Below are 21,192 nucleotides of genomic sequence, written 5' to 3'. Positions count from 1 at the left end.
CTTCACTCGGAAAGTGCCTTCTGAACTGGTGCGGACAGGACTCTAGACAAGCCCAATCCTCCCAGCTCAAAGGCACTTTCTCATGTAAACGATCAAGCCCGCTCAAATGCGCCGCGAAAGCCCGAGGTTAGTGCGCACCTTCGGGGCCGCGGATGCGCTTGAGGGCGTCGCGTAGGTCTGTGGGCAGGGGGTCGGCGGCGGTCAGGACGTGGTTGCCGGCTTGGATATGGACGGTGCGGTAGCGGCGGGCGGTGCGGACGAACTTCTTGATCGACCATCCGGTCCGTGCCTCGATCCACCGGCCGACCGCCAGGGCGGCGAACACGATCGTCAGGTGCGCGTCGATGGACTCGCGTTTGTGGTGGTAGATCGGCCGGGCTTTGAGGTCGTGCTTGCTCATCCGGAAGGACTTTTCGATCTCGAACAGCCGGTGGTAGGAGCTGATGACGAACTCGGCGGTGATGGGCGTCCCGTCCGGGCAGGCGGCGAGATTGGTGATGTAGCCCTTGAACCCGGCCAGGGCCTTGGCCTTGTCCACCAGCTCGGTGTTGACGCTCTTGGTGGCGCCCGACAGCCGGATGAACCGGTTGCGCTTGACCGGCGCCTGCCCGTCGACGGCGCGCTGGGCCTTGGCGACCTGCTCGTCGATGCCGCGCAGCGTGCGCCGGGCCCGCTCCGCCCGATACTGGTAGTAGATCATCTGGTCGCGGCGGGGCCGGCTCGATCCCGACGGCCAGGGCTGGATGAAGATGTGCCCGTCGGGGATCGGGGTGCCGGGGTGCTCACGCCGCCACTGCTTGACCACATACGGCACCTCAGGGATCTTCATGCCGAGGATGAACGACAGCCCAGCGGCTTCGATGGCCTGCTTGTTCGCTTCGGAGATCATCCCGGCGTCGGCCACGATCGTGACGTCCGGCAGGTCGTGGGCGGCCATGAACCCTTCGATCACCGGGAGCATGGTGTGGGTCTCGGCCTTGTTGCCCTCGAAGGCGGCCACCATGAGCGGGAACCCGGACGCATCGGTGAGCAGCCCGATCGTGATCTGCGGGTCCAGGCGGCATTCCTTGGGACACCGGTGCCGCGCGCATCCAGGAGAGTGACGTTCCCCGGCAGTTGATCACGGACTCGCTTGGCCATCTGCTCAAAGACCACCCGGGCATCTCTGCCGACGGGAGTCACTCTCTCGCGACTCCCTGGAGAGGATCTTCTTCGCCAGGAGGGCGGCACCTCGGAGGTTCTCCTCACTGCGTCTGGTCGAGCGAGCGGTGGCCGACAAGGCAATATCAGCGTCCCTCAGTGAGCCGAGGAGGACCAGGTCGGCGATTCGGATCAGGCGAGCGACGTAGGTCCGGCCCTCCCGTCGGCGTAGACGCGGAAGCAGTGCCCGCAGAGATCCCGGGCGCGCTTCCTCACGGTACGGAGTTGACCTGCTTCCAGCACTCCCCGCCCGCCACGAGGCGGAGCACAAGGTCGAACGTCAAAAGCGCCAGCGACGCCAGAATGCCGAGGCAGGCAAGGTCTCCGGCGGCGGGATGCGCCCCTGCGGCTACGCCGAAGACCGCATCACCATCATCGACGAAGAGGCCGAGGTAATCCGCGAGGCCGCCCAGCGCGTGCTGGCCGGCGAATCCATTGCGAGCGTGTGCAAGGACTTTCAGCGGCGGGAGGTTGAAGACCCCTTCCGGGCGTCACTGGGTGCCGCCGGCGCGACGTCGTCTTCATCGAACGCCGCAGTACCGTCACAGGCCTGTGACCACCGATTTGTTTGGTCCACGACATGATTGACAGTTCTGCACCCGCTGCACCGTGACCGGCTCAGCCGGCGGGCGGGGTGGCGGCGGCGTTCCGGCCGCGCGTCCCCCGCCGGCAGCGAGCTCGGCCAGGACGGCGTTGGACAGGTGCGAACGGAAGCTCTTTGATCCGCACTCCGGCGACGAGCAGGTGGATGACGTCAGTGTCGGCCCAGAACCAACCCGGTTTCGGATGGGAGAACTGAACGGCTACGCCGGATGCCGGACGTTCTGATCAGGCCAGGTTGCCGGCCGGGATCCGTGTCGGAGCGAACCACTCCTGAATCCAGTTCGGGTAGGCGATCGGCGACCGGCTGACCTCGTCGAATTCGGCGAGGTCCTGCTCGGTGAGCGTCAGGTCGCCGGCGGCGATGTTGTCCGTGAGCTGTTCCAGCTTGCGAGCGCCGACGATGACGCTGGTGACGGCGCGCTGGGCGAGCAGCCAGGCGATTGCGACCCGAGCGGGGCTCACCTCGTGCCGCGCGGCGGCGGCCCGCAGCACGTCGAGCACCCTGAAGCCCTTCTCCTCGTCGAAAGGCACGAAGTCGAAGCCGTTCCGGGCTCGGCGGGAGTCTTGTTCGGTGGTCGCCCCGCCGCGGTCGAACTTGCCCGTGAGGAATCCGCCGGCAAGCGGTTGCCACACCGTCAGGCTCAGCCCGGCGTCCTCGGCCAGGGGCACCAGGTCGCGCTCGGCGTCGCGCGACACCAGCGAGTAGTGCGTCTGATTGGCGGCGAACTTCGCCTGGTTGTGCAGGGCGGAGACGCCCAGCGCCTTGCTGATCTGCCAGGCGGCAAAGTTGGAACAGCCGATGTAGCGGACCTTGCCCTGTCGCACCGCGTCGTCGAGCGCGCTCAGCGTCTCCTCGATCGGCGTCACATGGTCGTAGTTGTGGAGCTGATAGAGATCGATGTAATCGGTCTTCAGCCGACGCAGGCTGTCGTCCAGGGCCCGCATCACGTGAAGACGGGAAAGCCCCTGGTCGTTGGGCCCCGGCCCGACCGGAGCGAGCAGCTTGGTGGCGAGCAGCACGTCCCGTCGGCGCCTCCCGATCGCCCGGCCGAGCAACTCCTCGCTCTCGCCGTCGGCGTAGACGTCGGCCGTGTCGATGAAGTTGATCCCGGCGTCGAGTGCCGTGCCGACGATCCGATCTACTTCCTCCCGCCCGAGTGCTCCGTGGGTGCGGTACACCGGGTGGTCCTTGCCGCCGAACGTCATCGCGCCCAGGGAAATCTCGGAAACCCAGACCCCCGTACGTCCCAGCAGACGATATTTCACCAGCTACTCCTCCTCGTAGATACGTCCGGTCTACCGGTCGGCGACGAGCGTTCCCACGCCCTTCCGGTCGCCGAGTCCGGACATCGTGTCGGGAAATTACGCTACACCGTGTCCGGGCGTGGTGTAGTGCGGGGTGTAGTGTGACGTCGCCCGCAAGGTGACAACCCCTAGGATTCGGACATGCCCTCGATCACCCGACGACGCACCGCGAAAGTCGGCCGCCCCACCTCGGCCGAGGCGGAAATCCTGGCCGCGACGCAGCGTCTCCTGATCAACGGCGCGAACTTTACCGAGCTCGGCGTGCAACAAATCTGCACCGAGGCCGGCGTCGCCCGCTCGACCTTCTACAGCCACTTTCGCGACAAGATCGATCTGATCATGCGGCTGGCCGCCGAACTCATGACCTCGTCCTTCGACCTCACCTCGGCATGGGCTCCATCGGACGGCGTCGAACGCCTCGCGGCCGCCTTCCTGCAAGTGGTGAAGGTCTATCGCGAACATGCCGCCGTACGGCGGGCGCTCGCCGAGGTCGGCACCTACGACGCGACCGTGCGTGACTTCTGGAGTGCGGAACTCGTCCAGTTCACGGACTGGACGATCGCAGTGCTCCGCGCGGAGCAGGACGCGGGCCGCACTCCTCCCGGCGTGGACCCGGTGAGCGCCACCCGGGTGATCGTCATGGGCGGCGAACGGGCCCTCGTCGACCACGTCACCGCCGGGGATCCCGGCAGCGACGCCGCGTTCGCCCGCGAGTTGGCACTGACCTGGTGGTACGGCGTCTACCGCCGCCCGGCGGACTACAGTCAGTAAGCGCCCCAGAACACCACCTGGTCCGCGGAATGCGGGACGGCCGGTGAGCGGGGACGGCGGCATTGACTGCACCCGGAGGTCTCAGCAACCCCGGCTACTCCCCGCTGGAGGTCGTCAGGCCGACGGGGCAGGTCACACCGGTGCCGCCGATGCCGCAGTAGCCGTTGGGCACCTTAAAGAGATATTGCTGGTGGTAGCAGTTCGATTGGCGCAATAAATCGACGCGGATATGGCCTCGCCAGCTACGCGATCTCACACAGGTGTCTTCGACGTGACGATGCTATCGGCTGATCTTGTCGACATGGACGACCTGTATCCGCTCGTGACCCGCCGTCAGGGCCGTCAGGTGCGGCACGTCGGATGTGACGATCACGACAGGACCCTCTTGAGCCAATGCCGTAGCCGCGACCATGGCGTCGACTGCTTGATCGGTTGACATTCCCGCCGCCCCGATCAGCTTGCCGGCCTGTTCCCCGACCTCGCGAGTGACCGGTTCGACCACCACACCACCGAGTACGCGATGTACCCCCGCGTCACGCGGGGTACCTCTCATCGCTTCGGCCAGAATGGCAGCGGACGTGAGGACACGCCGTCCATCGAGGTGCGCGGCATGGAGCCGGACGTACATCGCTCTGTCGGTCGCCGCCCGCGAAAGACCTTCGTTGTCGAGGACGAGGGCGCCGTGCTCGCGCGGGCGTATCCGCTTCCGCTGCTTCACGCGCTCGGCCACTCTGCCCGTGCCGCCGCCAACTCCTCATCGGTCACCGGACCATGGATTTCTCGAAGATCTGCCACCAGATCCCCCAGTCGGTCATGCTCCAGTTGACGGACCAGCGCATGGGTGACGTACGCCGAGACGTTGCCCTGTCCGGCCCGGGCCCGCAGTTCGGCGGCGACGTCCGCAGGCACGGTGATGCTCATCTTGTCAGTCCTCGACGGCTCACCCATACGCCGATCCTACCAATGGGAGGATCACATTGCCCAGGCTCACTCGCCGTAGCTACCCTCCAACAAGGTCGGCCAACGCGAACGACCTCCTGCGACGAGGCCAGCCGGCGAGGGCTGAGAACCAGTAGGAGAATGACGCCATCGGTTTCCGCTATCGGCGCGGGGCGGGCGGGCCGGGACCGGCCGGAGAGTCGCACGCCCGGCCCGCTGGCCGCCCGGCGCGCCGCCGTAGGCGGCTCGCCTTGCCCCTGTAGAGAGAGTCCTCGCCGATGCTACTGAGAGTCACCAGCCCGGCGGTAGATCGTTCGGCCTACGAGTCCACCACCATCGGGTCTCGGTCCTCTCGGAGAGAGGCCTCCAGTACTGCCCCAGCTCTGCACCGCCGTCTTCGTATGTCACCGCTCGGTAACGCTCGTCGAGCCGATCCACGGCACGGCGGAACTTGGCCCGTAGCTTCCCACTCAATACCTCGCAGTACTCTTCCAGCCCGTCCCGCACGGTGAGGTCATTGAGGTACTCGTAGACCATGTAAAAGTCCTGCTCAAGCCACTGCTGCTCCATGTCGTAGACCAGCGATTCCCACAGCCTCAATGACGACAGGACGCCATAGGCGGGTTCCTCGGCCCCGCGTTCCGCAGCTAATCCATGATCCAGGGCACGTTCGGGCCTGAAACAGCAGGTCAGTGGCTTATGGCCTAGCGGAAACGGCGGAAAGCCCTAGTGACACGACTTCGGCGATAACCCCATCACTATCTGCACACACACTGCTACGGTCTGGTGACATGTTCGTCAGGACCGCGACCCGGAAGAACAAAAACGGCACCACGGTGCGATACCTCCAACTCGCCCACAACGAATGGGACCCCGTCGCCAAGACCGCCAAGATGAAGGTGCTGCACAACTTCGGCCGCGAAGACCAGATCGACCGCGCCGCCGTCGAACGCCTGGTCAGCTCGCTATGCCGGCTGCTGGACCCGGGCCGGGCCGCCGCACTCACCTCGGGCGCGGAGCTCACCTTCATCGGCTCGGCCGCCTACGGCGGCCCCTACCTCCTGGACCAGCTGTGGCGGCAGCTGAAGATCGACACGATTCTGACACGCATCCTCGCCTCCACCCGCCGCAGCGTCTTCACCGAGCGGGTGCTGTTCGCGCTGGTCGCCAACCGCGCCCTGGACGCCTCCTCCAAGCTGGCCGCTTCGCACTGGATCGGCCGCAACGCCCACATCCAGGGCCTGCCCGCCTGCAGCGACGACGCCTGCTACCGGGCGATGGACTGGCTGCACCAGGTCCAAGACTCCGTCGAACGCAAGGTGTTCGACCAGGTCGCCACCCTGCTCAACCTCGAAGTCGACCTGCTGTTCTTCGACACCACCTCCACCTACTTCCAGATCGACGAACCCGACGAGCCGATCGCCCGTGACCAGCGCGGCGTCCCCCTGCCCGACCCCGACCCCGAAAACGGCGACGGCGACGGCGGCGACGGCGACGAACCGGTGATGAAGGGCTTCCGCGCCCGCGGCAAGTCCAAAGACCATCGCGACGACCTGCCGCAGATCGTCATCGGGATGGCCGTCACCCGCGACGGCATCCCGGTCCGCGTCTGGTCCTGGCCCGGCAACACCACCGACACCGCTCTGATCCGCCAGGTCAAAGACGACACGCGAGACTGGACCCTGTCCAAGATCGTGTGGGTCGGTGATCGCGGTTTCGCCTCCGCTGACAACCTCCGCTACCTGCGCCAAGGCGATCACCACTACATCATCGGCGAACGGCTGCGCTCGGGCTCGGCCGAGGCCAAGGCCGCCCTGTCCCGCCAGGGCCGCTACCAGGACGTCGCCGACAACCTGAAGGTCAAAGAGGTCCGGATCGGCGAGGCCGACCGGTTCGTGATCTGCTTCAACCCCGACGGCGCCACGCGCGACGCCGCCATCCGCGAGCGTCTGATCACCCAGTTGGAGGAGGTGATCGCCGGCAGCGACGCGCTCAACGCCACCAAACGCGCCGAACTCCGCGGAGTCATCTCCACCAAGCCCGGCCTGAACCGCTATCTGCGCACCACTCCCAACGGGCTGCTGCGCCTCGACGCCGCGAAGGTCAAGACCGAGGCGAACCTGGACGGCAAGTACCTGCTGCGCTGCTCCGACCCCAAGCTGACGGCTGAGGACATCGCCGTCGGCTACAAGCAATTACTGGAAGTCGAGCGGGGCTGGCGGGACATGAAGCAGATCATCGACCTGCGCCCGGTCTATCACCGGCTCGAGGAACGCATCCGCGCGCACGTCATCTTGTGCTGGCTGGCGCTGCTGCTGATCCGCATCATCGAGACCACCACCGGCTCCACCTGGAACCGCATCCGCGACGAGTTCGACCTGCTCACCGTGGCCACCTTCACCGGCCCGACCGGCACCTTCCGCCAGCGCGCCGAGCTGACCAAGCCCCAGCGCGACATCCTGTCCAAACTCGACATCCCGACCCCGAAGAAGATCGTCGAGGCTGCACCCGCCGCAGACGACTGACCAGGCACAACACCTGCGCCTAGTGACACGCCGCATCAGCGTGCCCGCAAGCGTTTCCGCAGCCCACAACCCAGATTCAGGTGTTCTTCTCGCTACACATCTGCGGAACGCAGGACCAAGGGCCACGAACAATCGGGCAGCAGGGGCAGGGGATGAGAAGGGTAGCCCAACATCGCCAAGGTGCCTAATCCCTCTTCAGCACCAACAGCAGATGCCTACTCGGGTTTACTGATTCAACGGACCACGAGTCAACGCAAGCCGACTTCCCTCAAGGCTCAATGAGGCACCAGCGAAGCAGTTCCTTCATTCATTGTTGTCCTCACCGCCAGGGCGAGAGGTTGAGGACAGCAAACGAGAGGCATTCGCACGAATAAGAGATGACGGATGGGACTGCACGAGTCCCATCACATGCGACGTCCACCAGAACCCATTTTCGGAGTTGCCAGACTGTTGCTCGGCGGAGCGCAACAGTCCTCTTAATATAGCCATAGGAAGACCAACTCCGGGCTCGAACAGAAGTTGATGGACACGTTCCTGGACAACGATCTGGGTGACCGACGCTCGCGACGAGATATAAGCAAGATTACGTGCAGCGGCCGCGCGAACTGAGCTGTCTTGGTCTTGCGAAAGCTGCAATAACAGCACAGCCGGCCAATCAGCTTCCGGACTCCGATCCGAAAAGAAGGCCGCCGATTCCGCCGCTGCCGACCTAAGCTCCGTGTACCTAGAGGCCGCGTCCGTAATTATATCCATCTGGGCCGAACTCAGCGATATTAGGCCGTTAGCCAGCGCGAACTTACGCCACGCAGATGGCAGCATATTTACTTTGGGGCCAAAGCGGGCAGCACCTCTAGTTCTTAGTATCGTAGGCTGACCCTCAAGTATCATGGCACGAATTGCATCAGGGATGACAAGAGGGGAATAAGCAAGCCGATTAAGGGCTGAAACTTTATCCCACGCCGCCACACCTGGATTTATGAGGAACTTTACCAGCGGATCCCAAAGTTCTGTCGCGTCGCACTTAGCGATCAGATAGGCGGAAAGCTCAGCAGGAGAATACAGGTGTCCCTCTATAACACCTCGATCGGCTCGCTCAACATCTTCAAGAAGATATCGGGCACATATCTCAATCGACATCGAAAGCTCAGTTGAACTGACATGCTTCCCACTAAGCTTTCGATTGACCACCCAGGTAACGTATTCAGGTCCCTCGGGAGCCAGAATCTCCGCAAGGTTCAGTGGAGCATCCAGCACTTCGGCCAGTCGCAGAAAGTCTAGTTTCCCAGCGTCCGCATATTCGCCGAGATCAGATATCCATTGACGCCATCCATGGAGAACTTTATTGGACACTCGCCCCCACCGTACGGCCTCAGCTACCTTCACTGCAGCGCTGAACGTTAGCGAGTTTTTCTCTACTCCGAAATCTTTGAGCCATGCGAGAACTTGGCGAGCAGTAAAGTCGTCAGCATTGGATTCAGGCAGAAGGGTGGCTACAACACGAAGGCTATCCTCTAATTTCTTCCATCGAGCAGAGGCAGCTTGTCCAAGCCTTCTATCGCTTTTTGTAGATGGGTATGCGAGCGCAACTGCAATCGCTTTAGATTTAAGTGGTACAGGAAGAAGGTCTGCGGCCGCCTCGATTAAGTAGAGATCTGCTTGGCTTACGGACATTGTCGGCGCCTTAGTCGCCAAAAGCCGCGAGCCAGCATCGCCGATAACCTCAATGGGCCCATGGATGCGGATGCTGCGAAGGAGTCTTTTGAGGGAAGTTTCAGAATCGCTCTGTCGCAAAAGTCGAATCGCCTCAGCAACGGAAGCGCCCAAATCCTCGTCCAGACTCCGGAGCATAAGAGTCTGACCGATAAGCTCTCGAAGCTTCCCGATTTCACTAAGGGAGCCGGCTAGTTCCGCATGCATCAAAGCCGCGTAAAGAGGTTGCAGTACGGGATCGCCTCCGATACGAAGCGTACGGGACGACCCCCCAACCTCAAATCTCTCCCGGAATTTCTCATCGATGAGAGTAGTCAGGCCTCTAAGAGTAGTTCTAAGCGGCCGCGTTTCACTGCTTGGAGCAGGAGACCGTACTACATCGATCCATTCATTGGAAGAGTCATCCGCAAGAAAGGCTCTTGCAGACATAGCATTGCCGCGGATGAGTTCTGCTGCTCGAGCCTGGGATTGCCGGGAATCCCAAGCAATACCGCGTGATACTGGGAACTCATCCCAGAGCTCCATACCTTTCAAGTTGAGAGTCTGGAACGCCTCGTCGGCATATCTATAGGCCTGGTCTATTTCTCCCAGTTCAAGCAACCTGACAGCAAGCTGCTGAGCAAGAACCGCACCGAGCAATTTCGCGCTGGCGTTAGAATTTGTTGCGTAGACATGCATCGGCTCGTGTAGCCGTTTTAAGGCATCGACTGCTAGATCCAATTCATCTAGTTCGGAAGCCGCAACCGCACCCAATAGCACCGCCGCAACTCGGATACCTAAAGGCGGCTCCGGGCTTTGGGCCAATTCGAGCAGGCGATTCATGGCCTGTCGCTGAGTTTCGGAGCCCAAGCTTTCTCTTGCAGCACTCAACAGCTCAGCCGATGCGCCTCTCGCAAAATCTTTCCCTGAATCAAGCCGATCCAGATAGTCATCAAATTCAGCTACTTCAAGCTCAACAAGTAAAGCGAAAAGCTCGACTGGGCTAACTGAATCGACCCTGAAGTTTGGATGAGGAGCAATGTCGCTAGGGGTCAGACAGGCTACGACCCACTCGATACCCGTTAGAAGATCGGACCTGGCCACGATCCTCCTTCCCCATCGAGACCACCACGCTGGGGATCATCATCCAGTATAACCGGCAGGGCAACCGAATAAGATCGGTGACGAAGCACGCTCAGAGCGAATTCGATGTGTTCGACGAACCAGGAACGTAGCCTGTTCACATCATGAAATATTTCGATCTCGAAAGGATCGTCCAGGCCGGCCCTTTTTGCCGCTGCCGCGATTTCATCAACCTGCACCGTGCGCTCAGAGTAGTCGCAGGCAACAATACAAATACGAACTGCCGGGTTAGCATCGCGACATTTAGCCGCGATCTTCATGACGTCTTCGATGGTGGTCGTGTGGTATGCGGCAGCGTAGAGGACCACGAACACGTCAGTGTCCGACTGTGGTCGGCACTGATCGTTAATGTGCTCAATCTCAGCAGTCACATCCATCTGGTCCACTGCATCAAGGAGCGCTTTTTCCCACCGGAACTGAAGCGGCGTCTTGCGTAAGCAGAGTATTCGCAACGTTCTGCTACGCCTGCCGTGGATCACGCCGCCGCCACCACAGCCGAAATGTAGTCTCTCTGGATGGTGAGATTCACTGTCCCATCCTTACGCCCACAGCTCTTCCCGGCGACGGTAAGCGTTACCAGAGGTCCGTTTTTCTCGAGTTGCCCCGTCTCTATAGAAGCTTCGAATCTCGAGCCGAGTGCGGGACAGATACTTGCGACAGATGAAGTGCCCGCCGAGCTGAGAGCAACGTTAACAGAGTCTCGCGAAGGCGGCACCCAAAGTAGTAGGCCCGTGAGCACCAGGGAGGTTCCAGCAGCTCCGCCAGCCAACCACGCCCCCACCGTGAGCATAGAAGCGATAGAAGATATGACCTCTTCTAGTTGGCTCCGCTCTTTGCCCGGATCCACTTTTTTTCGCTGAGCATGAAGTCCCGCTGCTATGAAAAAGCATACGGCGACTGCAGCCAGCAAGATAAGTAGTGTGGCGCACCACTTGGCAGGCGTCGATATGGAGCGATCCGTGAAAAGAACTCCAGCGGTGACGGCCCCGATCAAGGTCATTAGGAGACCTGCGACGGTAAAGCCCCGCGTACGCAGTACATCTGGTACTGCGACTAGCCGCTGCATTAGGAGTTCCGTCATATCTTGCGACGAAACGCGGCTGTTTGAGTTGGTCACGGGGCCCCCCACTACTTCTATCGGAATCCTACAGCGCAGTGAGGTGAATGCGGGCCAAAGCGGCGATTCAGGGCGCGGGCGGCGCGGGCCGGGACCGGCCCCCAGGCCGCATGCCCGGCCCGCTGGCCGCCCGGCGCGCCGCCGCAGGCGGCTCGCCTTGACCATGTAGTGAAGATTCTCGCCGAAACGGCTCTGGCCCTCGATCGGCACCGGGTTAGCCGGGCGACCAAGGGCCAGGATCAGTCAGTTACCGCAGGTCACGCCTCTCCGGACGTGAGGCCGATGGGACACGCGACGCCCGTGCCGCCGATGCCGCAGTAGCCGTTGGGCACCTTAAAGAGGTATTGCTGGTGATAATCCTCGGCGAAGTAGAACTCGCCGGCCTCGGCGATCTCCGTGGTGATCGCGCCGTACCCGGCCCTGGCGAGTTCCTCCTGGTACGCGTCGCGCGAGACCTCGGCCGCCTTGGCCTGCTGCGCGCCGTGGGTGTAGATGGCCGACCGATACTGGGTGCCGACGTCGTTGCCCTGGCGCATGCCCTGCGTCGGGTCGTGGGCCTCCCAGAACACCTTCAGGAGTTCCTCGTACGACACCTCCGCCGGGTCGAAGACCACCCGGACGACCTCGGTGTGCCCGGTCAGACCGGTGCAGACCTCCTCGTACGTAGGGTTCGGCGTGTAGCCGCCCGCGTAGCCTACGGCGGTCGAGACGACTCCCGGGGTCTGCCAGAACTTGCGCTCGGCGCCCCAGAAACAGCCCAGCCCGAACTCCGCGATCTCCGTGCCCTCGGGGTACGGCGGAGCCAGCGGCGCGCCGAGGACCTGGTGGCGGGTCGCCACCGGCATGACCTCCGCCCGGCCCGGCAGCGCGTCCGCGGGGTCCACCATCGTCGTCTTGTGTGTGCCGAACAGCCAGCCCATCACGTGCCCTTCCTTCCCGTTCTGCCATCCCCAACCAGAGACCAGGCGGCATTGTTCCTTGCTTAAGCTCTTCTAAAGCTAGAACCGTAGCAACCCTTATTTGTGCTGAATATCAGTAAGCAGCAAAGATAGGGCTCATGCCTTATACGCGCCGTGGTGTCCTGTATGGCGTCGCCGCCTACATGATGTGGGGTCTGTTCCCTCTCTACTGGCCCCTGATCAAGCCGTCCGGCGCCGTGGAGATCCTCGCCCACCGGATGATCTGGTCGCTGGTCGTGGTGGTCACGATCCTCGCCGTGCGCCGCCACTGGTCGTGGCTCCGCACGACAACGCCCCGTCAGCTGATCCTCCTCGCCCTCGCGGCCGTCACGATCTCGACGAACTGGGGCGTCTACATCTACGCCGTCAACACCGGCCACGTCGTGGAGAGCGCACTCGGCTACTTCATGAACCCCCTCGTCGTGGTGCTGTTCGGCGTGCTGATCTTCCGGGAGCGGCTGCGCCGGTGGCAGTGGGTCGCCGTCGGGCTGGGCGCGCTCGCGGTCCTCATCCTGACGCTCGACTACGGGCGCCTCCCCTGGATCGCCCTCGTGCTCGCCTTCAGTTTCGGCACGTACGGCCTGATCAAGAAGGCGGCCGGGGTGGGCAGCGCGGAGAGCCTGACCATCGAGACGCTCGTGCTGCTGGTGCCGGCCCTTGGCTACCTCATCGTCCTGCAGGTGAACGGCACCGGGACCTTCGGCAACCACGGTCTCGGCCACGCGCTGCTGCTGGTGCTCTCCGGCGTGGTCACCGCGGTGCCGCTGATGCTCTTCACGGCCGCCGCGCTGCGGGTTCCGCTCACCGTCATCGGGCTGCTCCAGTACATCGCCCCCGTGCTGCAGTTCCTGTGCGGGGTGCTGGTCGCCCACGAGACCATGCCTGCCAGCCGGTGGGCCGGGTTCGTGGTCGTCTGGCTCGCGCTGAGCGTCTTCACCTGGGACAGCATCCGCGCCGCCCGTACGTCCCGGCAGGAACGCACGGCGGCGCTCGAGACCGTCTGACACGCCCCGGAGTACGCCCACGACGCCGGGGCGGCCGACGTCAGCGTGTGGCCGACAGGCGCGACCGGGTCCGGGCGGGCGCCCAGGCGGGCAGCGTGGCGAGGATGTCGGCGAGCGTGACCCCGGCGAGGCTGCTCCGCCACGCGTCGTGGGCCTCGGCCATCTTCTCCGCTATGACGCAGACGCTCTGGCAGTCCTCGGGAGGCAGGGCGCCCCGTCCCCGCTGGCGGATCTCCCGGCACTCGTACGGCGAGGAGGCGCCGTCGACCGCCTCGACGATCTGCAGCAACGTGATGTCGGAGGCCGCCCGCGCGAGCCGGAACCCACCCCGCGGGCCTGTCATCGCCGCCAGCACACCGGCCCTGACCAGTGCCTGCAACTGCTTGGCCAGGTACGGCGCGGGCACGTCGTAGAAGTCCGCGAGTTGTGCCGCCGAGGCGGTGGCTCCCGGTTCCAGCTGCGCCAGTGCGGCGGCGCAGTGCAACACCCACTCGGTGCTCGCAGGCAGTTTCATGCCCGCCAGTCTATCGGAGACATTGCGGATCGATTTTGTCCGAGATAGCATCCGTGGCGTCTAGCGAAGGAGAGACCATGCGAATCGCAGTCGCCGGTGCAACCGGGAACATCGGCAAGCTCACCGTCGCCGCCCTCGAACGGGACGGCCACGACGTCGTACGCGTCAGCCGTTCACTCGGCGTCGACCTGCTCACGGGCGAAGGGCTCGACAAGGCCCTGGACGGCGTCGAGGCGGTGGTCGACGCGATCAGCTCGGAGGCGGTGGACCGGGACGAGGCGGTGGCGTACTTCGGCACGACCACCGGGAACCTGCTGGCCGCGGAGGAGCGGGCCGGCGTACGCCACCACGTGCTGCTCTCGATCATCGGCATCCACAAGGTGGAGGGCAACGCCCACTACGCCGGCAAGCGGGAGCAGGAGCGCCTGGTGTCCGCCGGTCCGGTGCCGTGGACGATCGTCCCGGTCGCGCAGTTCCACGATTTCGCCGAGATGGTGGCGGGCTGGACCGAGCAGGACGGCGTCGCCACGATCGCCCCGCTGCTGGTGCGGCCGATCGCGCCCGCCGACGTGGCCGACGTCCTCGCGGAGGTCGCGGTGGGCGATCCGCAGGGACGCCACATCGACGTGGCCGGTCCCGAGCAGCAGGACCTCGTCGACATGGCCAGGCGCACCCACGCGGCACGCGGCCGGACGGTGAAGCTCGTGCCGACCTGGTCGGGACTGTTCGGGACGGAGATGGCCGGCGACGTGCTGCTGCCCGGGGACGGCGCCCGCTTCGCGCCGACCACCTTCGACGAGTGGCTGGCGGCCCAGCGCTAGAGGCACGGCCGTACGCTCACCGGGCGGGCGGTCGCCCGCCCGCGTCGCCCCTGGAAACAGGTGATCAACGAAGGGGCAGCGTCGGATGCGGGCTCGCCTGGACGATGCCCATCATGGTGGCGGTCATGGCCCACCGCTCGTGATCCCGCCAGGCGCCGTCGATGAACAGCATCTCCGGCGAGCACCCCTCATAGCGGAACCCGTGCCGTTCGACCAGCCTCCGTGAGGCGTGGTTGCCGGGCTGGATGTTGGCTTCGAGCCGGTGGAGCCGCAACTCTTCGAAGGCGTGCCGCAGCACCAGGCGGAGCCCATCGGACAGGTATCCCTGCCCGGCCGTGGGAGCGAAGGCCGCATACCCGAGAGAGCCGCATTGGAAGCGCCCTCGGATAATGCTGTTGATGTTGATGTTCCCGGCGATGGCACCGGTCTCCCGCACGCAGACCAGCAGGCCCTCGGCCGACCGCGGGTCGTCGAACCGGGCCAGGTAGGCCCTGAACTCCTCGCTCGTGACCGGCAGGGACATCCACGGGTGGTGAAGGCCGGTGCTCGCTCTCGCCAGTTCGAGGAACTCGTCCTCGTCGTGCGCCGTGATCCGGCGCACGATCACGCGATCGCCGCTCGCCGCCGCCCTCTGCGCTGCCCCCTCGACGTCGTCGTACGTCACCGGTCAGCCGGTGCGCTCGACCACGTAGTCGCACAGGGCGATGAGGGCCGTACGCGCGGGGATGTCGGGCAGGCCGGCGAGGGCGGCCTTGGCCCGGTCGATCCAGCGGGTGAGCTCCTCGCGGGCCTGGTCCATCGCCCGGTGGGCCCGCAGCAGCGTGAGCGTCTCCTCGACGTCCTCCTCCGCCACCGGCCCGGACAGCAGCGTCCGCAGCCGCTCGTCCGCGGGGTCGTCGGAGGTCAGGGCGTACAGCACGGGGAGCGTGCGGATGCCCTCGCGCAGGTCGGTGCCCGGGGTCTTGCCAGAGTCTGTCGTGGGCGCGGCCACGTCGATGAGGTCGTCGCCGAGTTGCCAGGCGACGCCGATCGCCTCGCAGGCGTCGTTCAGGCGCTCGACCACGTCGGCGGGCGCGCCGGCGAGCATGGCGCCGAAGCGGCCCGAGGTGGCGATCAGGGAGCCCGTCTTGTCGGCCAGCACGCTGATGTAGTGGGCGATCGCGTCGCGGCCCTCGGAAGGCCCGATCGTCTCGCGGATCTGGCCGCGCACCAGGCGGGAGAACGTGCGCGCCTGGATCCTGATCAGCTCGGCGCCGAGGTCGGCGAGGATCTCCGACGCCTGGGCGAACAGGTAGTCGCCGGTGAGGATGGCCACGGTGTTGTCCCACCGGGCGTTGGCGGACGGGGAGCCCCGGCGCACCGGGGCCTCGTCCATCACGTCGTCGTGGTAGAGCGTGGCCAGGTGGGTCAGCTCGATGACGACGGCCCCGGGCACGACGCCCGGGGCGTCCGGGTTGCCGAACTGGGCGGCCAGCAGCACGAGCATCGCCCTGAACCGCTTGCCGCCCGCCTCGATCAGATGCCTGGACGCCTGGGTGACGAAGGCGTCCTCGCTCTCGACCGACGAGCGCAGCAGCTTCTCCACCGCCGCCAGCCCGCCGGCGAGGTCGTCGGCCAGCCGCTCGTCGACGAGAGGAATGTCCACAACGGGCGGCGCGGCCATACGGATGTCTCCTATCGGACGAACAAGGACTGTGCTGCGGTGTGCGCGAGGTCCAGCACAGGCTGGGGGAACACCCCGAGAACTACCGTAGCCAATGCCGCGAACCCGACGACCGCCGCGGTCCCGCGCGAGGGCAGGACGACGGACGGGCCGTCGGCGGCCGGGTCGCTGAAGAACATCAGGACGATCACCCGGACGTAGAAGAACGCGGCGACGGCCGAGGCCACCACACCGATGATGACCAGCGGCGTGGCGCCGTTGGCGACGGCGGCCTGGAAGACCGCGTACTTCCCGAAGAACCCGCTGGTCAGCGGGATACCGGCGAAGGCCAGCAGGAAGAACGCGAAGACCCCGGCCAGCAGGGGGGAGCGCTTGCCGAGCCCGGCCCAGCGGGACAGGTGCCACGCCTCGCCGCCCGCGTCGCGCACCATGGTGACGACCGCGAACGCGCCCACCGTGGTGAAGCCGTACGCCACCAGGTAGAAGAGCAGGCCGGTCAGGGCCGAGGTGTTCTCCGCCTGGGTGTGGCCGGTGGCGATCACGCCGATGAGCAGGAAGCCGCCGTGCGCGATGGACGAGTAGGCGAGCATCCGCTTGATGTCGGTCTGCGTGATCGCGAGGATCGCGCCGACCACCATCGTGAGAATCGCCACACCGTAGAGCACCGGGCGCCAGTCCCAGTCGAGCCCGCCGAGACCGACCCAGAACACCCGCAGCAGCGCGCCGAAGGCGGCCACCAGGGTGCCGGAGGCCATCAGCGCGGTGATGGGCGTGGGCGAGCCCTGGTAGACGTCCGGCTTCCAGGACTGGAACGGCGCGGCGCCGATCTTGAACAGCAGGCCGACGCCGAGCATGGCAGCGCCGATGTAGAGCAGCGTGTCCTGGCCGCCGACCGACCCGAGCGCCTGGTTGATCTTCACCAGGTCGACCGACCCGGCGTAGCCGTAGAGCAGGGCCGTGCCGTACAGGAAGAAGGCGGAGGAGAACGCGCCGAGCAGGAAGTACTTGACCGCGGCCTCCTGCGACAGCAGGCGGCGGCGCCTGGCCAGGCCGCACAGCAGGTACAGCGGCAGCGACATGACCTCGAGGGCGACGAACGCCACCAGCAGGTCGTTGGCCGCCGGGAACAGCAGCATGCCGCCGACCGCGAACAGCAGCAGCGGGTAGACCTCGGTGTGCGCGGCGCGCTCGACGAGCGCCTGCTCCTCCTCGGCCGAGCCCGGCACGGCGGCCGCGGCGCCGACGAAGTGCTCCTCGTCCTTGATCAGCAGCACGCTCGCGAAGGCGAGGATGAGGATCGTGCCCCAGATGAACAGGGCGGGGCCGTCCACGGCGATGGCGCCCATCGCGGCGGGCTCGGTGGGCACGCCCTTGACCGCCTGCCACACGGCCAGCGCGAACGCGCCGGCCAGCGACAGCAGCGTGAGCGGCAGGTGGATCGCCGAGCGCAGGTAGCGCGGGGCGAACGCCTCCACCAGCACGCCGACGATCGCCGCGCCGAAGACGACGAGCAGCGGCGCCAGCAGGGCGTACTCGATCGTGGGCGCCTCAATGGTGCCGTTCACTACTGGCCCTCCTGAGCAACGGGTACGGCCGGCTGCGGGTCCGTGACCGACACGCTGGACAGCGTGTCCTGCACGGCGGGATGGATCACGTCGAGCAGCGGCTTCGGATAGAAGCCGAACACGAGCAGCAGCGCGACGAGCGGCGCCACCACCCACTTCTCCCTGGCGTTCAGGTCGGGCAGCGACTTGACCGACTCGGCCGTCGGGCCGTTCATCGTCCGCTGGTACATCCACAGGATGTAGATCGCGGCGAGGATGACGCCGACCGTCGCGATCACCGACGGGACCACGTACCGCTGGAAGGTGCCGGTCAGGACCATGAACTCGCTGACGAACGTGCTGAGACCGGGCAGCGAGAGGCTGGACAGGCCGGCCACCAGGAACGTGCCGGCGAGGATCGGGGCGACCTTCTGCACGCCGCCGTAGTCGGCGATGTACTGCGAGCCCCTGCGGTAGATGAGGAAGCCCGCGATCAGGAACAGCGCGCCGGTCGAGAAGCCGTGGTTGACCATGTACAGCGTGGCGCCCGCCCCGGCCGTGGTGGTCATGGCGAACACGCCCATGGCGATGAAGCCGAAGTGCGACACCGAGGTGTAGGCGATGAGCCGCTTCATGTCGGTCTGCCCGATGGCCACGATTGCGCCGTACACGATGCCGATCACCGACAGCGTGATGACCAGCGGCGTGAAGAACTTCGCGGCGTCGGGGAACAGTTCGAGGCAGAAGCGCAGCATGCCGTACGTGCCGACCTTGTCCAGCACGCCGACCAGCAGCACGGCCGCGCCGGCCGGGGCTTGGGCGGCGGCGTCGGGCAGCCAGGTGTGGAACGGCCACAGCGGCGCCTTGATCGCGAAGGCGATGAAGAAGCCGAGGAACAGCCACTTCTGCGTCGTCACGTCCTGGATGGTCCCGACCAGGTCGGTGAACATGAACGTGCCCTTGCCGGCGATCGAGTAGAGCGCGATCACCGCCACCAGCATCAGGAGCCCGCCGAACAGCGAGTACAGCAGGAACTTCACGGCCGCGTACGACCGCTGCGCCCCGCCGTACGACCCGATCATGAAGTACATCGGGATCAGCATGGCTTCGAAGAAGACGTAGAAGAGGAAGACGTCGGTCGCCGCGAAGACGCCGATCATCATGGCCTCGAGCACGAGCAGCAGCGAGAAGTACGTCCGGACCGAACGCTTGCCCGCCTCGGCGTCATGCCAGGAGGCGAGCACCACGATCGGCACGAGGATCACCGACAGAAGGATCAGCACCAGGGCGATGCCGTCCACGGCGACGCCGTAGTGGACGCCGAACGCGGGGATCCAGTCGTACGTCTCGGCGAACTGGAACTTGTCGCCGTTCGGGCTGAACTGGACCGCCATGGCGACGGTCAGCGCCAGCACGATCAGCGACACCACGAGGGTGAACTGCTTGGCGAGCTTGTCGTTGCGGACAAGGGTCACGCCCAGCGCGCCGAGTACGGACACGCCCATCAGGGTTGAAAGCCAGGGCATCACAGGTTCCCTACGACGAGCCAGGCACCGGCCAGGAGGGCGGCACCCAGGAAAATCGACAGCGCGTACGAGCGGACGAACCCGGTCTGGACCCTGCGCAGGCGCCCGGACGTGCCGCCGATGCCCGCCGCCAGGCCGTTCACGAGACCGTCCACGCCGCGGTTGTCGAAGAACACGGCCAGGCGGGTCAGCCACTGGCCGGGGCGCATGAACAGCGCCTCGTTCAGGGCGTCACCGTACAGGTCACGACGGGCGAACGTGGTGAGGAACGAACCGCGCGGTGCGAGCGCGGGCACCTCGGCCCTGCCGTACTTGAGCCAGGCGAAGACCGCGCCGGCCGCGACGAGCGCGAGCGTGGCCAGACCGGTGGGGCTGAACGGGTGGAACGCCGGCATCTCCTCCGGCGCGCCGACGGCCGGCGCGAGGAAGGTCATGAACCGGTTGCCCAGCACCAGGAACGCACCGAGCCCGATCGCGCCGATCGACAGGATGATCAGTGGCCAGGTCATGACGGCGGGCGACTCGTGCGGGTGGGCCGTGGGCTCCCAGCGCTTGGCGCCGAAGAACGTCATGAAGACCAGGCGCGACATGTAGAAGCCGGTGATGCCCGCGCCGAGCACCGCCAGCCAGCCGAGGACGGCGTTGTGCTCCATCACGGTCTCGATGATGCCGTCCTTGGTGAAGTAGCCGGACAGCAGCGGAAACCCGATGATCGCCAGGTAGCCGATGAGGAACGTCACGAACGTCACCGGCATGACCTTGCGCAGCGCGCCGTACTTGCGCATGTTGACCTCGTCGTTCATGGCGTGCATGACCGAGCCCGCGCCGAGGAACATGTCGGCCTTGAAGAAGCCGTGCGTGATGAGGTGCGCGATCGCGAAGGCGTAGCCCGCCTTGCCGATGCCCGCGGCGAGCACCATGTAGCCGATCTGCGACATCGTGGAACCGGCCAGCGCCTTCTTGATGTCGTCCTTGGCCGTACCGATGATCGCACCGGCGAGCAGCGTCGCGACGCCGACGATCGTCACCACGATCTGCGCGGTCTCGGCGCCCTGGAAGATCGGGCCGGACCGGACGATCAGGTAGACACCGGCGGTGACCATGGTCGCCGCGTGGATGAGGGCCGAGACCGGGGTCGGGCCCTCCATGGCGTCGAGGAGCCAGGACTGCAGCGGGAGCTGGGCCGACTTGCCGCAGGCGCCGACCAGCAGCAGCAGGCCGATGGCGGTGAGCGTGCCGGAGGACGCCTTGTCGGCGTTCGCCAGGACGCCGTCGAAGGCCAGCGTGTGGAACGTCGCGAAGATCGTGAAGATGCCGATCAGCAGGCCGAAGTCGCCGACGCGGTTGACGATGAACGCCTTCTTGGCCGCGGTCGCGGCCGACGGCTTGTGCTGCCAGAACCCGATCAGCAGGTAGGACGCGAGGCCGACGCCCTCCCAGCCGACGAACAGGGCCACGTAGTTGTCGGCCAGCACCAGCAGGAGCATCGCCGCGACGAACAGGTTGAGGTAGGCGAAGAACCGCCGCCTGTTCGGGTCGTGCGCCATGTAGCCGATCGAGTAGACGTGGATCAGCGAGCCCACGAAGGTGATCAGCAAACAGAACGAGATCGACAGCGGGTCGACCAGCAGGCCCATCTTCGCCAGGCCGGGGATGAACTCGTACAGCTCGATCCCGCGGCGGCGCTCGCCGGGGGCGAAGCCGAGGAGCTGTACGAACGACAGCGCCGCCACCACGAAGGACGCGACGGCCATGAGCACGCCCAGCAGATGGCCGAACTTGTCGGTCCTCCGGCCGCCCAGCAGGAGGACCGCCGCTCCCACCAGGGGCAGAGCGATCATGAGCCAGGCTGCTCCGATCGCTCCGCCG

At 65.5% G+C, this 21,192-nt stretch carries 18 protein-coding genes and 2 pseudogenes; 5 read left to right on the top strand and 15 right to left on the bottom strand.

All coding sequences use genetic code 11. From position 1 onward, the window contains the following. Positions 1–127: 127 nt before the first annotated feature. Positions 128–1,069: pseudogene (locus HHX31_RS20630) on the bottom strand (transposase); the annotation flags it as partial. A 466-nt stretch (positions 1,070–1,535) separates the two neighbouring features. On the opposite strand from HHX31_RS20630, the gene HHX31_RS33750 reads away from it, so the two are divergent. Next, complete coding sequence (locus HHX31_RS33750; RefSeq protein ID WP_211590002.1) at positions 1,536–1,784, top strand: hypothetical protein; 249 nt, start codon at positions 1,536–1,538, stop codon at positions 1,782–1,784. Positions 1,785–2,028: 244 nt separating this feature from the next. On the opposite strand, the gene HHX31_RS20620 is transcribed toward HHX31_RS33750, so the two are convergent. Next, on the bottom strand, positions 2,029–3,069 hold the full coding sequence (locus HHX31_RS20620) for an aldo/keto reductase (protein ID WP_169949919.1): 1,041 nt from the start codon (positions 3,067–3,069) through the stop codon (positions 2,029–2,031). A 180-nt stretch (positions 3,070–3,249) separates the two neighbouring features. Between HHX31_RS20620 and HHX31_RS20615 the strand changes: the two genes are divergently transcribed. Beyond that, on the top strand, positions 3,250–3,879 hold the full coding sequence (locus HHX31_RS20615; RefSeq protein ID WP_169949918.1) for a TetR/AcrR family transcriptional regulator: 630 nt from the start codon (positions 3,250–3,252) through the stop codon (positions 3,877–3,879). A 94-nt stretch (positions 3,880–3,973) separates the two neighbouring features. Here HHX31_RS20615 and HHX31_RS35975 read toward each other — a convergent pair. From HHX31_RS35975 to HHX31_RS20600, 4 genes and pseudogenes are all read right to left on the bottom strand, one after another. Beyond that, positions 3,974–4,075: pseudogene (locus tag HHX31_RS35975) on the bottom strand (peptide-methionine (S)-S-oxide reductase); the annotation flags it as partial. An 84-nt stretch (positions 4,076–4,159) separates the two neighbouring features. Then, positions 4,160–4,597, bottom strand: a complete 438-nt coding sequence (locus HHX31_RS20610; protein WP_169949917.1) for a type II toxin-antitoxin system VapC family toxin — start codon at positions 4,595–4,597, stop codon at positions 4,160–4,162. After that, positions 4,594–4,800 (bottom strand): CopG family transcriptional regulator, encoded by a 207-nt coding sequence (locus HHX31_RS20605; RefSeq protein WP_231513793.1) that lies wholly within the window; start codon positions 4,798–4,800, stop codon positions 4,594–4,596. Before HHX31_RS20605 ends, HHX31_RS20610 begins: the two co-directional genes overlap by 4 nt. 309 nt (positions 4,801–5,109) lie before the next feature. Continuing rightward, the gene (locus HHX31_RS20600) at positions 5,110–5,418 is read right to left on the bottom strand and encodes a hypothetical protein (RefSeq protein WP_169949915.1); all 309 of its coding nucleotides are present in this window, start codon (positions 5,416–5,418) and stop codon (positions 5,110–5,112) included. A 191-nt stretch (positions 5,419–5,609) separates the two neighbouring features. Between HHX31_RS20600 and HHX31_RS20595 the strand changes: the two genes are divergently transcribed. Further along, positions 5,610–7,343 (top strand): IS1634 family transposase, encoded by a 1,734-nt coding sequence (locus HHX31_RS20595; RefSeq protein WP_169949914.1) that lies wholly within the window; start codon positions 5,610–5,612, stop codon positions 7,341–7,343. A 303-nt stretch (positions 7,344–7,646) separates the two neighbouring features. Here the strand turns inward: HHX31_RS20595 and HHX31_RS20590 are convergent, their stop codons facing one another. From HHX31_RS20590 to msrA, 3 genes are all read right to left on the bottom strand, one after another. Continuing rightward, positions 7,647–10,136: a hypothetical protein gene (locus HHX31_RS20590; RefSeq protein WP_169949913.1), complete on the bottom strand. Its 2,490-nt coding sequence runs from the start codon at positions 10,134–10,136 to the stop codon at positions 7,647–7,649. Next, a complete protein-coding gene (locus tag HHX31_RS20585; RefSeq protein ID WP_169949912.1) occupies positions 10,115–10,654 on the bottom strand; it encodes a hypothetical protein in 540 nt (179 codons plus the stop codon). The genes HHX31_RS20590 and HHX31_RS20585 overlap by 22 nt, the downstream gene beginning before the upstream one ends. A gap of 895 nt (positions 10,655–11,549) precedes the next feature. Next, a complete protein-coding gene (gene msrA / locus HHX31_RS20580; protein ID WP_169949911.1) occupies positions 11,550–12,212 on the bottom strand; it encodes a peptide-methionine (S)-S-oxide reductase MsrA in 663 nt (220 codons plus the stop codon). Between the two features lie 137 nt (positions 12,213–12,349). On the opposite strand from msrA, the gene rarD reads away from it, so the two are divergent. Beyond that, positions 12,350–13,255, top strand: coding sequence for an EamA family transporter RarD (gene rarD / locus HHX31_RS20575; RefSeq protein ID WP_169949910.1), 906 nt, complete (start codon positions 12,350–12,352; stop codon positions 13,253–13,255). Between the two features lie 40 nt (positions 13,256–13,295). On the opposite strand, the gene HHX31_RS20570 is transcribed toward rarD, so the two are convergent. Further along, positions 13,296–13,769: an Rrf2 family transcriptional regulator gene (locus HHX31_RS20570; RefSeq protein ID WP_169949909.1), complete on the bottom strand. Its 474-nt coding sequence runs from the start codon at positions 13,767–13,769 to the stop codon at positions 13,296–13,298. Between the two features lie 77 nt (positions 13,770–13,846). Here HHX31_RS20570 and HHX31_RS20565 point away from each other — a divergent pair, with 77 nt between their 5' ends. Next, positions 13,847–14,590, top strand: coding sequence for an SDR family oxidoreductase (locus tag HHX31_RS20565; RefSeq protein ID WP_169949908.1), 744 nt, complete (start codon positions 13,847–13,849; stop codon positions 14,588–14,590). A 64-nt stretch (positions 14,591–14,654) separates the two neighbouring features. On the opposite strand, the gene HHX31_RS20560 is transcribed toward HHX31_RS20565, so the two are convergent. Genes HHX31_RS20560 through nuoL form a run of 5 tightly spaced genes read right to left on the bottom strand, consistent with a single transcriptional unit; the run spans position 14,655 to position 21,164 of the window. Further along, complete coding sequence (locus tag HHX31_RS20560; protein WP_169949907.1) at positions 14,655–15,254, bottom strand: GNAT family N-acetyltransferase; 600 nt, start codon at positions 15,252–15,254, stop codon at positions 14,655–14,657. A 3-nt stretch (positions 15,255–15,257) separates the two neighbouring features. Next, complete coding sequence (locus HHX31_RS20555) at positions 15,258–16,253, bottom strand: polyprenyl synthetase family protein (protein WP_169949906.1); 996 nt, start codon at positions 16,251–16,253, stop codon at positions 15,258–15,260. Between the two features lie 11 nt (positions 16,254–16,264). Further along, complete coding sequence (nuoN, locus tag HHX31_RS20550) at positions 16,265–17,818, bottom strand: NADH-quinone oxidoreductase subunit NuoN (RefSeq protein ID WP_169949905.1); 1,554 nt, start codon at positions 17,816–17,818, stop codon at positions 16,265–16,267. After that, positions 17,818–19,323, bottom strand: a complete 1,506-nt coding sequence (locus HHX31_RS20545; RefSeq protein ID WP_169949904.1) for an NADH-quinone oxidoreductase subunit M — start codon at positions 19,321–19,323, stop codon at positions 17,818–17,820. Before HHX31_RS20545 ends, nuoN begins: the two co-directional genes overlap by 1 nt. Beyond that, on the bottom strand, positions 19,323–21,164 hold the full coding sequence (nuoL, locus tag HHX31_RS20540) for an NADH-quinone oxidoreductase subunit L (protein ID WP_169949903.1): 1,842 nt from the start codon (positions 21,162–21,164) through the stop codon (positions 19,323–19,325). Before nuoL ends, HHX31_RS20545 begins: the two co-directional genes overlap by 1 nt. Positions 21,165–21,192 lie beyond the last annotated feature (28 nt).

Source organism: Microbispora sp. H11081 (genome assembly GCF_012999535.1).
Lineage (GTDB): Bacteria > Actinomycetota > Actinomycetes > Streptosporangiales > Streptosporangiaceae > Microbispora.
This window is presented reverse-complemented; position numbering and strand designations above follow the sequence as displayed.

Excerpts from the sequence above, each read along its gene's own strand:
- HHX31_RS20615 (WP_169949918.1), top strand. The coding sequence starts at position 3,250 with ATGCCCTCGATCACCCGACGACGCACCGCGAAAGTCGGCCGCCCCACC.
- HHX31_RS20595 (WP_169949914.1), top strand. The coding sequence starts at position 5,610 with ATGTTCGTCAGGACCGCGACCCGGAAGAACAAAAACGGCACCACGGTG.
- msrA (WP_169949911.1), bottom strand. The coding sequence starts at position 12,212 with ATGGGCTGGCTGTTCGGCACACACAAGACGACGATGGTGGACCCCGCG.
- rarD (WP_169949910.1), top strand. The coding sequence starts at position 12,350 with ATGCCTTATACGCGCCGTGGTGTCCTGTATGGCGTCGCCGCCTACATG.
- HHX31_RS20565 (WP_169949908.1), top strand. The coding sequence starts at position 13,847 with ATGCGAATCGCAGTCGCCGGTGCAACCGGGAACATCGGCAAGCTCACC.
- nuoL (WP_169949903.1), bottom strand. The coding sequence starts at position 21,164 with ATGATCGCTCTGCCCCTGGTGGGAGCGGCGGTCCTCCTGCTGGGCGGC.
- HHX31_RS20570 (WP_169949909.1), bottom strand. The coding sequence starts at position 13,769 with ATGAAACTGCCTGCGAGCACCGAGTGGGTGTTGCACTGCGCCGCCGCA.
- HHX31_RS20545 (WP_169949904.1), bottom strand. The coding sequence starts at position 19,323 with ATGCCCTGGCTTTCAACCCTGATGGGCGTGTCCGTACTCGGCGCGCTG.
- HHX31_RS20605 (WP_231513793.1), bottom strand. The coding sequence starts at position 4,800 with ATGAGCATCACCGTGCCTGCGGACGTCGCCGCCGAACTGCGGGCCCGG.
- HHX31_RS33750 (WP_211590002.1), top strand. The coding sequence starts at position 1,536 with ATGCGCCCCTGCGGCTACGCCGAAGACCGCATCACCATCATCGACGAA.
- HHX31_RS20555 (WP_169949906.1), bottom strand. The coding sequence starts at position 16,253 with ATGGCCGCGCCGCCCGTTGTGGACATTCCTCTCGTCGACGAGCGGCTG.